The organism is Massilia sp. CFBP 13721 (genome assembly GCF_014842025.1).
In the GTDB taxonomy this organism is placed as follows: domain Bacteria; phylum Pseudomonadota; class Gammaproteobacteria; order Burkholderiales; family Burkholderiaceae_D; genus Telluria.
Genome location: NZ_JACYUY010000020.1, coordinates 1 through 12,711, shown reverse-complemented (window position 1 = coordinate 12,711; position 12,711 = coordinate 1). Strand labels below are relative to the sequence as shown.

General features: G+C 68.1%; 11 protein-coding genes. 4 read left to right on the top strand and 7 right to left on the bottom strand.

Going from position 1 to position 12,711, the window contains the following annotated elements:
- Nucleotides 1-51: 51 nt before the first annotated feature.
- From IFT60_RS26960 to IFT60_RS18090, 7 genes are all read right to left on the bottom strand, one after another.
- Nucleotides 52-1,443 (bottom strand): tetratricopeptide repeat protein, encoded by a 1,392-nt coding sequence (locus tag IFT60_RS26960; RefSeq protein ID WP_192054131.1) that lies wholly within the window; start codon nucleotides 1,441-1,443, stop codon nucleotides 52-54.
- A 222-nt stretch (nucleotides 1,444-1,665) separates the two neighbouring features.
- Complete coding sequence (locus IFT60_RS18115; protein WP_192054129.1) at nucleotides 1,666-2,433, bottom strand: metal ABC transporter permease; 768 nt, start codon at nucleotides 2,431-2,433, stop codon at nucleotides 1,666-1,668.
- Nucleotides 2,430-3,344 carry a metal ABC transporter substrate-binding protein gene (locus tag IFT60_RS18110; protein WP_192054127.1) on the bottom strand — a complete coding sequence of 305 codons (915 nt, stop codon included), beginning with the start codon at nucleotides 3,342-3,344 and terminating at the stop codon, nucleotides 2,430-2,432. Before IFT60_RS18110 ends, IFT60_RS18115 begins: the two co-directional genes overlap by 4 nt.
- 10 nt (nucleotides 3,345-3,354) lie before the next feature.
- Nucleotides 3,355-4,767 carry a putative porin gene (locus tag IFT60_RS18105; RefSeq protein ID WP_192054125.1) on the bottom strand — a complete coding sequence of 471 codons (1,413 nt, stop codon included), beginning with the start codon at nucleotides 4,765-4,767 and terminating at the stop codon, nucleotides 3,355-3,357.
- 75 nt (nucleotides 4,768-4,842) lie between these two features.
- Nucleotides 4,843-5,208, bottom strand: coding sequence for a hypothetical protein (locus IFT60_RS18100; protein WP_192054123.1), 366 nt, complete (start codon nucleotides 5,206-5,208; stop codon nucleotides 4,843-4,845).
- A gap of 30 nt (nucleotides 5,209-5,238) precedes the next feature.
- Nucleotides 5,239-5,877 carry a 3'-5' exonuclease gene (locus IFT60_RS18095; RefSeq protein ID WP_192054121.1) on the bottom strand — a complete coding sequence of 213 codons (639 nt, stop codon included), beginning with the start codon at nucleotides 5,875-5,877 and terminating at the stop codon, nucleotides 5,239-5,241.
- Between the two features lie 10 nt (nucleotides 5,878-5,887).
- A complete protein-coding gene (locus IFT60_RS18090; protein WP_192054119.1) occupies nucleotides 5,888-7,165 on the bottom strand; it encodes an Hsp70 family protein in 1,278 nt (425 codons plus the stop codon).
- A 192-nt stretch (nucleotides 7,166-7,357) separates the two neighbouring features.
- Here IFT60_RS18090 and IFT60_RS18085 point away from each other — a divergent pair, with 192 nt between their 5' ends.
- The 4 genes from IFT60_RS18085 (at nucleotide 7,358) to cphA (ending at nucleotide 12,532) form a co-directional block, all read left to right on the top strand.
- The gene (locus IFT60_RS18085) at nucleotides 7,358-7,813 is read left to right on the top strand and encodes a DUF2244 domain-containing protein (RefSeq protein ID WP_192054117.1); all 456 of its coding nucleotides are present in this window, start codon (nucleotides 7,358-7,360) and stop codon (nucleotides 7,811-7,813) included.
- A 338-nt stretch (nucleotides 7,814-8,151) separates the two neighbouring features.
- Nucleotides 8,152-9,060, top strand: coding sequence for an isoaspartyl peptidase/L-asparaginase (locus tag IFT60_RS18080; RefSeq protein ID WP_192054115.1), 909 nt, complete (start codon nucleotides 8,152-8,154; stop codon nucleotides 9,058-9,060).
- Between the two features lie 2 nt (nucleotides 9,061-9,062).
- Nucleotides 9,063-9,944 (top strand): cyanophycinase, encoded by an 882-nt coding sequence (locus tag IFT60_RS18075; RefSeq protein ID WP_192054113.1) that lies wholly within the window; start codon nucleotides 9,063-9,065, stop codon nucleotides 9,942-9,944.
- Entirely contained in the window at nucleotides 9,941-12,532 is a 2,592-nt protein-coding gene (gene cphA, locus IFT60_RS18070; protein WP_192054111.1) for a cyanophycin synthetase, read from the top strand. Before IFT60_RS18075 ends, cphA begins: the two co-directional genes overlap by 4 nt.
- Nucleotides 12,533-12,711 lie beyond the last annotated feature (179 nt).

Below are 12,711 nucleotides of genomic sequence, written 5' to 3'. Positions count from 1 at the left end.
GGGCGGCGTTACAGCCGCGTCGATGCAAGTACCCGGGTGGAGCCGACCACCCTACCCCTGGCGCCGCGCGACGACGTCGCGATGACTCATCTGCCACTTGTGCTGCAAGTCGAGCGCCCTGCCGATTTCCGCCGGGCTCAGGCGCCGGGCGACGATGGTCTTGTTGACGTTGGCGGCGCTGTCGCCGCCCTCGGCCGCCAGCAGCATCCACATGTAGGCGCGCACCGGGTCGCGCGCGACACCCAGGCCGCTGCCGACCATGCCTCCCAGGTTGTACTGGGCCAGCGCGTGGCCCTGCTCGGCGGCCTGCTCGTACCAGTAGACGGCGCGCGCGTCGTCCTGGGCCACGCCCTGGCCGCTGGCGTACATCACGCCCAGGTTGTTCTGGGCGCTGGCGTCGCCCTGGTCGGCCGCCAGCCGGTACCAGTAGGCGGCGCGCGCTTCGTCCTTCTCGACGCCCTGGCCGTTGGCGTAGATGACGCCGAGGTTGAACTGGGCGTTGGGCGCGCCCTGTTCGGCGGCGCGGCGGTACCAGTCGAAGGCGCGCGCCGGGTCGCGCTCGGTGCCGCGCCCGTGCGCGTACATGTTGGCCAGGTTGTATTGCGCCGCCATATGGCCGGCGCCGGCGGCGCGCGTGTACCACTCGAGCGCACGCGCCTCGTCGCGCTCGACGCCGCCGCCGTTGACGCACAGGGTGGCGAAGCGGAACTGGGCTTCGCGGTCGCCGTGCTCGGCGGCGCGCTGGAGCCAGGCGGCGGCGCGGCGCAGGTCGAGGCGCACGCCCCTGCCCTCGGCGTAGGCGATGCCGAGCTCGCGCTGGGCGCCGCGATCTCCCGCGGCGGCAGCCTTGCGGAACCAGTACAGCGCCTGGCTGGCGCTGGCTTCGACGCCCTGCCCCTGCTGGTACATCAGCCCCAGGTTCAGCTGGGCCGGCGCCTCGCCCTGCAGGGCCGCCTTGCGGAACCAGGCCATGGCGAGCGGATAATTGACGGCCGCGCCGAGTCCCTCGAGATAGCATTCGCCGAGCTGGTTCTGGGCGCCCGCCATGCCCTGCTCGGCCGCGCGGTAATACCAGGACAGCGCGCGCTCCGGGTCGATCGCCATGCCGCGGCCCTGGCGGCACATGTGGCCGAGGTTTTGCTGGGCCGAGGCGTCGCCCTGCTCGGCGGCGCGGCGGAACCAGCGCGCGGCCTCGTGGTCGCAGCGGTCGACCCCGCGCCCGTGGTAATACATGGCGCCGAGATGGTTCTGGGCGAAGGCCAGCCCCTGCACGGCCGCCAGGCGCAGCCAGCGCACGGCGGCGGCGTCGTCGCGCTCGACGCCGTTGCCCTTCTTGTACATCAGGCCGAGGTTGAACTGGGCGTAGGCATTGCCGCGCTCGGCCGCCTCGCGGAACCACAGATAGTTCTGGTGGCTCTCGTTCTGGAGCTTCTGGTGGTTCATGCTGGATCCCCGGTGCCGATTGGACGAATGCCGCGTTCGGTTAGCGCCTGCAGGCGCACGCAAAGGCAGGCGGCCTCATATGTATTAACAAAATTTTAACGAGGGCCACCCGTTACGGGTTTGACCGGGCACAATCGTGCCGGCGCGCGGCCAAGAAAAAACCCGCCGGGCGCGAAGCGCGGCGGGCTTGAAGCGAGCTCGGCTGGACGCCTGAAGCGGGGCTCAGGACAGCGCCGAGCGGTTCGGCCCGAGCGCGTATACCAGCATCGCCAGCAGTGCCAGGCACCAGACGATCAGCGCGCCCGACGGCAGGTCGAGCACGGTCGACAGCACCAGGCCGGCCGCATAGCCGCCGACCCCGACCAGGTAGGCCACCGGCAGCTTGCGCGCGTCGCGGTAATGGCGCACCGCCAGGCTCGGCACGATCAGGCTGGCGAACACCAGGTAGACGCCGACCAGCTGTACCGAAGCGGTCACGGCCAGCGCGAACACGAGATAGAAGCCGAGCCGCCCGAGGCGGTTGCGGAACAGCGCCAGCAGCGCCAGGATCAGCACCGCGCCCAGCGCCGGCATGATCAGCTGGTCGTAACTGACCCACAGGATCTGTCCCGCAAGCAGGTCCTGCAAGTGCTCGCCGCCGTGCGGATTGTGCGCCAACAGCAGCAGGCCGGCCGTGGCGGCGAGCACGAACAGCACGCCGATCTGCGCCTCCTGCACATCGGGCCAGCGCCGTTCGGTCCAGGTCAGCAGCAAGGCGCCGAGCACGGCGGCGACACCGGCGGCGACCTGGATGGTCCAGCCGTGCGGGTCGAAGTCGAGCGCGCTGGCGACGATCACGCCCAGCGCCGCGATCTGGGCGATGGCGAGGTCGATGAAGACGATCCCGCGCCGCAGCACCTGGGCGCCGAGCGGGATGTGGGTTGCCAGTACCAGCAGTCCGGCGACAAAGGCCGGCAGCACGATCAGAAAATTAAAGTCGTCGAAGTTCACTTCACTGCTTCCGTCAAACGCTGAACGGTGGTATCGAACAGCGCGAACAAATCGCGGCTCTGCGCGTCCGCGCCTACCGTGTAGGGAATCACGACCGCCGGAATGCCCGCCCGCTGCGACAGCCAGCCCGATGCGCGCTCGTTCTGGTAGGCCGCGCGCAGCACCAGTCTGGCCGGCTGCTTCTGCAGCTGCGCCAGCAACTGACCCAGCTGGGCCGCGCTCGGTTCGACACCGGGCTTCGGTTCGAGCGTGCCGACCTGGCGCATGCCGAGCCAGCCGAGCAGGTATTCCATGTTGCGGTGGTGTTCGACCACGGCCACGCCGCGCAGCGGCGCCGCCTGCGTTTCCCATTTGCGCATCGCCTGCGCCCAGCGTCCGGCGAAGTCGGCCTGGCGCGCGCCGTAGAAGGCGGCGTTGGCGGGGTCGATCGCGGCCAGGCGCTTGGCCAGTTGGGCGCTGACCAGGGCGATGTTGTGCGGGTTCAGGTGCACGTGCGGGTTACCGTAGGCGTGGACGTCGCCCTCGGCGCGGTCAAGTTTCGTCGGAATATCCAGGCGCGGCACGACACTGCCGGCCTCGAAAAAGCCCGGCTGGCCGCGCGCGATTCTTGCGTTGCCCGATTGCTGCACCAGCAGCGGCAGCCAGCCCGCTTCCAGGTCGAGGCCGGTGCACACCAGCAGGTCGGCATTGCGGGTGCGCGCGATCAGGCCCGGGCGCGCTTCGACGCGGTGCGGGTCCTGCAAGGCATTCGTCGCGCTCGAGACGCTGACCTTGTCGCCGGCCAGTTCCTGGGTCAGCGCGGCCCATTCGGGTTCGCAGGTGAGGACGTTGATCGCCGCCTGGGCCGGGGCGGCGATGGCGGCAATGGCCAGCGCGCAGCCGGCCAGCAGTTTGGTAGACAGGGAGTTCATCGTGTTGTCCTCAGAAGGTGTGGCCGGCGTGCGCGCCCAGGCTCATGATGTATTGCAGGAAGAGCTGGTTGTCCGGCTCGCCGGGACGCGCCTCGTCGCGCGCATACTGCAGGCGCAGGCGCGAGAATTCGGACGGGCTCCAGTCGAGCATCACGCTCGAGCGCTTCGGCTTGTAGCTGGCCAGCGCCGGGAAAGCGTCGATGCCCAGCGCGCCATTCTCCACCAGGCCGATGTAGGAACTGCCCGACGACAGGCGGTCGTGGCGCAAGCCGGCGCGCCAGTTGGGCATGAACTGATAAACCCCTTGCAGGTACCAGCCGGACTGGGTGCCGGCATAGCCGTCGGCCAGGTCGCTAGATGCCAGCGTGCCGCTTTCCTTCCTGCGCATGTATTCGCCCTGCAGCTTGAAATTGGTCTGGGTCGGATTGCCGTTCGGCGCCCATTTGTAGACCGCGTCCGCCACCCACATCCTGGCGCGGCCATCGAACACATTGGGCACGCCGCCATCGTCGTATTCCCGCCCCGCCGCCCCGGTGCGCAGGTAGGACACGCCGGCGCGCCAGCTGGCGGAATCGCCAATGTCGTCGCCCGCATGCGCGAACACGCTGGTGGCGTTGAAGCCGTTCTTGTTGCGGTCGTTGCCGGGGAAGCTGCGGCCACTGCCCAACTCGGCGCCGACCTCAAAGAAGGTGTTCAGCGGCGCCAGCCAGCGCGCCTGGATGCCGTCCGGCTTGTACTGGCCACCGAAAAAGGCCTGGTACGCGAGCGGCGCATCGACGAAGTCCCAGGTGTGGCTGTGCTGGCCGTTCAGGTAACCGACGCTCGACAGGAATCGGCCGGCCTTCAGGTTCATGCCGCCGCCCAGTTCGCGGGTACGCACGAAGGCTTCCTCGACTTCCGCTTCGTTCTCGCCGGTGAGCGCAAAGGTCAGCTGGCCGGCGAACATCGGGTCGATGTTGGCCGCCATGGTGAGTTCGGATTCACCCAGGTTGAAGCTGCGGCTGCCCGGGCCGATTTCGCCGTCGGGCGGCATGAAGCCGCCGAAGCGGTAGCTGGCGGGATCGCGCTGCAGGTTGCTGAAGGTGCCGCCCAGGATCAGTGAGATGCTCGGGTTGAAGCTGTTGTCGCCCTGGGCCGGGCGCGCTGCCGGAACTTCCGGCGCTGCGACCACGGGTGCCGCCGCAGCCACGGCCGGCGCCGCCGTCTGCTGCGCACTAACCGCCGCGTTCTGCGCTTCGGCCACGGCCGCCTGCGCCTCTTGTAAACGCTGTTCGAGCGCCTGCAGGCGCGCTTCGTAGGACTGTTTCATCTCGGCGATCTGGGCGCGGATCGCGGCCAGTTCCGGGTTCTCGGCCGCTGCTGCGGACAGGGGCAATGCAAAGGCGGCGGCAAGCGCCACCGACACCAACGTGGGTTTCAACATCGTGTGCTTTCGATCGAATAGAGGACGGACGGCTTTCCGGCAAGGCGCAGGAAGGCCGACTGGTGAGACAGGTCTCTAGACGAAGGAAGGCGGTGCGCGCGAGTGGAAGGCGCAGACGGTGCGCGGTGGCGCCGCGATGGCGGCAAAAGCGCCGGCGCGCTCGGCCTGGAAGTCGAGCGGCACGAACTGGCGCGGGGTGCTGCCGATGGCGGACGCCATCTGGGCAAAGGCGAGGCACTGGCTGCAGCTGCCGTCCTGCGCGACCGAACTGGACAGGTCGCGCTCGGCGTCGAACCCGATGCTGGCCGAGGTACTTGCTGCAAGCGCATGCGCCGGCGCGATCTTGCCGGTCCAGTGCGACATCGCATGCGCGAACGCCATCTGCTGGGACACCAGCAGAAGCAGCGACAGCAGGACGTGAGCAATGGAACGACGCATCATGATGGCGGCATTGTAATGCCGCCACGACAATCAGGTGGCGTTTTTTTCCGCCGCGTATTTACCAAGCCAGGTCGGCACCTTGGCCGCCGACAGCTTGTTGATCGACACCAGCAAGTCCGGCGCCACGCCCTGCAAGCCATACGAGGTGCCGATGTGGCGCCCGATGTGGATCAGCACTTCGGCCGCCACTTCGGCGTCGGCCTCGGCGCGGTGGGCGGCGCTGCGAAAGGCGATGCCGAGCTGGCGCGACAGCGTGCCGAGTTTATAGCTCGGCATGCCCGGGAACATGCGTCGCGACAGCTTGAGCGAGCACACCAGGCCGGCGTGGCCGCACAGGCGTCCCAGGCGTTCGCTCTCGGCCACCAGGAACTTCTCGTCGAAGCTGGCGTTGTGGGCCGACAGGGTATCGCCGCCGATGAAGTCGAGCAGCTCCGGCACGACGGTACGCGCGGGCGGCGCGCCGTCGACCATCTGCTGGGTGATGCCGGTCAGCTGGGTGATGAAGCTCGGAATGCGCGCGCCGCAGTTCACCAGCGACACGTAGCGCTCGGTCACCTGGCCGCCGACGATGCGCAGGGCGGCTACTTCGGTGATGCGGTCGCCCATCGCGGGCGAGAGTCCCGTGGTCTCGAAGTCGAGCATCACGATGGGGCGATCAAATATAGACATGGAAAACCTTTTAGCCGAATTTGCGCTGCGCGTCCAGCGCCAGTCCCGCGCCGATGCTGCCGAACAAGTCGCCCTCGACCTTGCGCGCATCCGGCACCAGGGCGCCGATGCGCTGGCGCAGCAGGCCAACGCCGCTCGAGCCGCCGGTGAAGAACACCGTGTCGACGTCGCCAGGCTTCACACCGGCATCGGCCAGCAGGCGCAGCACGGTGGTATCGATGGCGTCGAGCAGCTGGCCGATGGCGGCCTCGAAGGTCGCGCGTTCGACGCTCAAGCTTTCCGGCGGCGCCAGGCGATCGAGTTCGAGCCGGACCGACGCCGCATCCGACAGCCCGATCTTGGCGCCTTCGACCTGCATCGCCAGCCAGTGGCCGGCGCGCTCCTCGATCAGGTGCTGCAGGCGCGCCAGCTTGGCCGGCTCGCGCGCATCGCGCACCAGGTCGTCGAGCTGGACGATGCTCTTGCGCGTGTAGGCCTGGTTGATCGTGTGCCAGGTGGCGAGATTGAAGTAATAGCTCGACGGGATCTCGGCGCCCGAGCGCAGCGCGCTCCTGTAGCCGAGCAGCGGCATCACCGAGGCCAGGCTCAGGTACTTGTCGAAGTCGGTGCCGCCGATATGGACGCCGCCGGTGGCGAGGATGTCGTCGCGCCGCTCCGGCTTGCCGGCGCGGCCGGGACCCAGGCGCACCAGCGAAAAGTCGGAGGTACCGCCGCCGATGTCGGCGATCAGCACCAGTTCTTCGCGATCGATCTGCGACTCGTAGTCGAAGGCGGCGGCGATCGGCTCGTACTGGAAGGCGACTTCGCGGAAACCGGCGCCGCGCGCGACCGCCAGGAGCGTGTCCTCGGCCAGCTTGTCGGCGGCTGGATTGTCGTCGATGAAGAATACCGGGCGGCCGAACACGGCGTGCTCGAAGCCGCGCCCGGCCTGGCCTTCGGCGCGGCGCTTGACCTCGCCGATGAACTGGGCCAGCAGCACCCGGAACGGCAGCGCGCGGCCGGCCACCTCGGTCTGGCCGTCCATCAGGCTGGTGCCGAGCAGGCTTTTCATCGAGCGCATCAGGCGCCCTTCGTAACCAGCCAGGTAATCGGCCAGCGCGGCGCGGCCATAGCGCACCTCTTCGTCGTCGGCGTTGAAGAACACCACCGATGGCAAGGTAGCCTTGCCGTCCTCGAGGCTCAGCAAGGCGTGTGCGCCCCCGAGTGCCTGTCCTGGCGTGGTGCCTGGCTTGATCCAGCCAACCGTGGAATTCGACGTACCGAAGTCGACGCCGCAAGCGTTCGTCATGTCTGCCTTTCTGTGAAGGGGCGAGATCTTAACAGAAATCAGCTTCCTTGGCGAAGCGCTTTTGCAACCGTTCTGTGGCCGTTGTGCCGCGGTCACGCGCTACTTTCCCAACTACAAGGACGATGCGCGCGGCATGTCCCGACGCCCTCTCCTATAATGAACTTCCCTCCCTGCCCGCCGGCGCGAGACCCCATGGCCCACACCTGGATCCTGAAGCGCAACTGCTCGCTGACCCCGCGCCAGTCGGCCGCCGCCTACCTGCTGCTGTGCACGGGCTCTTTCGGCAGCGCCCTGTTCTTCCTGCTGCAGGGCTTCTGGATCGTGCTCGCCTTCTCCGTGCTCGAGATGGCGGCAGTGGGCTGGGCGCTGCTGCATTACGCACGCCATGCGCTCGACGTCGAACGCATCGCCCTCACCGAGCGCAGCCTGGTGGTCGAACGGGTCGACGCCGGACGGCGCAGCCAGTTCCGCCTCGACCCGGGCCGCACGCGCGTGGCTCCGCCGCTGCCGCGCAAGCGCAAACTGATCCTGCTGGAAGCGCCCGGCACGTGCATCGAGGTCGGCAGCTATGTCTCGGAACCGATCCGCCAGCAAGTGGCACAGGAACTGGCGCGCGCCATGCGCAGCCACCCGGCAAGGCTCCTGTAAAAGACACGCCGAGTGGCGCAATAGGTAGGGTGGACTCCTGAGTCCACGGCCTTTTTCATGCATATCGAGATGCGCCATGTAGCCTGGGAACGCGCACGTACAGGCTTTCCTCAGCGTCGAGGTGTGCGACGAAACGGCCGTGGACGGAGTCCACCCTACGATTAGCTAAACTCAGCCAGTGTAGCCAGATCAGCCAGAATGTTGTCTTCCATGTAAGTTTCTTCTTACAGCCAGGCGGCTGTGCAACCGATAGGTTTTTGCTATCCCATTTTGCATAATCCTCTACCAGATATGCCAAGTGCCAAAAGTGCGAAGGCAACAAGAGAGAGGATGACGGAGTGAGCAACACGGAACGCGGATTTGCCATCGTCACCCATGGCGGCGCGGGCGAACCACTGGAATACAGCGACGGCTGCGCGCGCGCGGCGCAACGCGGATACGAGATCATCATCGACACCGGCGACGCGCTGGAAGCGGCGATCGCCGCGGTGATGGTCTTCGAGGAAGACGAACGTTTCAATGCCGGCACCGGCGCGGTGCTGTGCCTCGATGGCGCCACCATCGAAATGGATGCCTCGATCATGGACACGCGCGGGCGCCTGGGCGCGATCGCCGGCGTGCGCGACGTACGCAACCCGATCCTGCTGGCGCGCGCCGTCGCCGACACCCCGCACGTGCTGCTGGCCGGCGAAGGCGCCGACCGCCTGGCCCGTGCGCTGGGAATGGAACCGGCGAAACCGATCAGCGCCGCCCAGCGCGAAAAGCACGAAAAACTATTGAAGCAGCTGGCCGGCTCGGTTCCGGTCATGCCCGGCATCGACAACCGCCTGTTCGAGCGCTTCTGGAACTACAAGACCCCGCTGCAGCTGCCCCCGAGCGCCGCCCACGACACCGTCGGCGCCGTGGTACGCGGCCCCGATGGCCACTTCGCCGTCGCCGGCTCGACCGGCGGCTCGGCGCCGTCGCTGCTGGGGCGCGTGGGCGACACCGCGATCATGGGTTGCGGCTTCTATGCCGGCCCGCTCGGTGCAATCGCCGCCACCGGTGTCGGCGAACACATCGTGCGCCACATGCTGGCGCGCACCGTCTACGGCTATGTCGAACAGGGCATGCCGCTGCAGCAGGCGCTGCGGCGTGGCATCGACCTGATCGACAGGGACGTCGACACCGGGCTGATCGCGGTCACCAGGACCGAAGCCGCCTCCTGCAGCAATACCCATATGCCAACTGGACTCATCGAAAAATAATTATGAAAACCCAACCACACCAAACCGCCAGGCACGGCCACCTCGTCATCATCGGCGGCCATGAAGACCGCCAGCACGCCAAGGAAATCCTCGCCCGCTTCGTCGAACTGGCCGGCGGCGAAAATGCGCGCATCGTCGTCATCACCGCCGCCAGCAAGATCGCCGACGAAATGTGGGACATGTACGACCAGGCCTTCGGCGACCTCGGCGTGCGCCAGCGCGCCCACCTGACCCTGGAAAACCGCCAGGACGCGAACGACGAAGCGAAGCTGCGCATGGTGGCCGAGGCCGACGGCATCTTCATGACCGGCGGCGACCAGAAACGCCTGCTGGCGATCATCGGCGGCACCGCGCTCGACGCCGAAATGCACACCGCCCTGAAAGTGCGCGGCGCCTGCATTGGCGGCACCAGCGCCGGCGCCTCGGCCATGTCGGGCCACATGCTGGCCCAGGGCAAGACCGACCTGCTGCCGGCAAAAGGCGCGGTCAGCCTGGGCGCGGGCCTGGGCTTTGTGCACCGCGTCGTCATCGACCAGCATTTCTCGGAGCGGCAGCGCTTGTCGCGCCTGCTGTCGGTGGTGGCGCAGAACCCGTATTTGCAGGGCATCGGCATCGACGAAAACACGGCGCTCATCATCGAACGCGGGCGCGGCATCGAAGTCGTCGGCGAAGGCTCGGTGACGGTGGTGGACGGCCGCACGATGGACACCAACATGGCCGACATCGCCGAGCGCGACACGCCGGAACTGATCGACGTGCGCCTGCACCTGCTGCCGGCGGGCAGCCGCTATTACCTGCCGGCCGAGGGCGAACCAGCCCGGCCGATGTCGCCTTCGCTGCGCGACTTCCTGGAAAATGTCACCAAACGGAATCCGCTCTCATGAGAATCATCGAACAACGCTTCCTGCGCGGCCCCAACCTGTTCGCCGCCACGCCCTGCCTGATGGCCGTCGTCGACGCCGCCGGCGTCACACCCGCACCCGGCTTCGGCGCGCGCCTGCTCGACTTGCTGCCAGGTTTGCCGCCTGAAGCGGCGGCGCGCGTGGGTGGCCTCGCCTGCGTGGCCGACGCCGTCGAACCGGTCGTCATGGAATTGCAGCGCCTGGCCGGCGCAGCGGCCGAGTTCAGCCAGACGCTCGCCGTCGCGCGCAGGCCGAATGCACGCCGCGCCGTCTGCGGCTACCGCACCGAACAGGTCGCGCGCCGGGCCTTCGACGTGGCACGGGACCTGCTTCGCGCCCTCGCGGCCGGCGAAACGTATGGCCTCGACGCCGCATTGGTGGATCTCCGCGAAACCGCCGAAGACTACGCCATCGGCACCAGCACCGGCGCGGTGGTGAACGCCGCCCTGCGGCGCGGCATCCCGGCCCTGCGCATCACCGACGAAGCCAACCTGTTCCAGCTCGGCTGGGGTTCGAAGCAGAAGCGCCTGCAGGCCACCATCACCGGCGCCACCAATTCGATCGCGGTCGGCATCGCCAGCGACAAGCAGCTGACCAAGACCCTGCTCGACCAGGCCGGCGTACCGGTCCCGGGCGGCGCCACCGTCACCACGCTGGCCGAAGCGCAGCGCATGGCGCGGCGCCTGAACGGCCCCGCCACCATCAAGCCGCTCGACGCCAACCAGGGCAAGGGCGTGACCACCACCTGCACCACGCCGGAAGAAGTCGAAGCGGCATTCGCGCACGCGCGCAAGTATGGCCGCCACGTGATCGTCGAGGAATTCCTGGCCGGGCGCGACTACCGCGTACTGGTCACCGGCACCAGGATCGCCGCCGCCTCGTGGCGCCGTCCACCCTGCGTCACCGGCGACGGACAATCGACCGTGCGCGAACTGGTCGAGGTCGAAAACCGCAATCCGGCGCGCGGTGAAGGCCATACCAACATCCTCACCAAAATCCCGATGGACGCGCTGGCGGAAAGCACGCTGGCGAAACAGGGTTATGGCTTCGATTCGATCCTGCCGGCGGGCGTGACGGTCGACCTGCGCGGCAACGCCAATCTCTCCACCGGCGGCACCGCCGAAGACGTGACCGACCTGCTGCCCGAAGAAACCCGCGACATCTGCATCCGCGCCGCGCGCACCATCGGCCTGGACGTCGCCGGCATCGACGTCATCTGCCAGGACATCGCCCAGCCCCTGCGCGAACAGGGCGGCGGCATCATCGAAGTCAATGCGGCGCCCGGCATCCGCATGCACCAGTACCCCAGCCGCGGCACCCCGCGCGACGCCGGCGCCGCCATCGCCGAGGCGCTGTTCGGCCAGGACGACGGCCGCATACCGCTGATCGCCGTCACCGGCACCAACGGCAAGACCACGACTTCGCTGCTGATCGCCCACGCCGCGCGCCTGGCCGGGCTGCGCACCGGCGTCACCACTACCGAAGGCGTCTACGTCGACGGCCAGCGCGTGCGCGCAGGCGACTGCACCGGCTACCATTCGGCGCGCAGCCTGCTCACCTCGCCCGACGTCGACTTCGCCGTGCTGGAAACGGCGCGCGGCGGCATCCTGAAACGCGGCCTGGCCTACGACCGCTGCGACGTGTCGGTGGTGCTGAACGTCTCGAGCGACCACCTCGGCCTGGACGGCATCGAAACCGTCGAGGAACTGGCGAAAGTGAAAGCGGTGGTGGCCGGACGCGCCTCGCGCGCGGTCGTGCTGAATGCCGAAGACGACTACTGCGTGGCGATGGCGAAAGACCTGCAGGAAGCGGTCGAAGTGCTGTATTTCGCGCTCGACGCCGACAACCCGGTCCTGCTGCGCCACCTGGAACGCGGCGGGCGCGGCGTCTACCTGGAAAACAACACGGTGGTGCTGGCTACGGGCAGCCGCCACGAAGCGCTGCTCGACGTGCGCGACATGCCGGTGTCGCTCGGCGGCTGCGCGCGCTACAACATCGCCAACGCCCTGGCTGCCACCGCCGCGCTGGTCGCGACCGGCTTCGGCAACCTGGAAATCCAGACGGGCCTGTGCAGCTTCGTCTCGGACAGCAAGCACAATCCGCTGCGCTCGAACGTGTTCGACGTCGACGGCGTGACCGTGATCGTCGACTACGCCCACAACTGCGCCGCCTACGCCGCGCTGTCGGAAACGGCGCGCGCGATGACGCCGGGGCGCGTGGTCGGCGTGGTAGCCGCACCGGGCGACCGCCGCGACGCCGACCTGGTCGACATCGGCCGCGTGTGCGCCGCCGGCTTCGACGAACTGATCGTCTACGAAACCGAGAACCGCGGCCGCGCCGAGGGCGAGGTCGCCGCCCTGCTGGTGCAAGGCGCGCGCCTGGGCCGCATCGCCGCCGACAAGCTGGCGTGCGAGCTGAACGTGCACAAGGCGATCCGCCGCGGCCTGGCCCTGTGCCAGAGCGGCGACGTGCTGGTGTTCGGCTGCGGGTCGTCGATTTCGGAATTGACGGAAGCGCTGCGGCCGACCAGGCCGGAGATCGCGCAGCGGATCGAGGCGGAGGCGGTTTAAAACCTGTGATTCATCCGTGACAGACGGCCCTTCGGGGCCGTTTTTTCGTTTGTCGATGGCATCTGATACGTCGCCGGCCAATCGACCGTGATCCCGCGTGGGCACGAGTGTCCACCCTAACGGTCATTGCGAGCGGCGCCACCCCGGAGCATGAAAGAGAATAGAGGTGGAAGGCAACG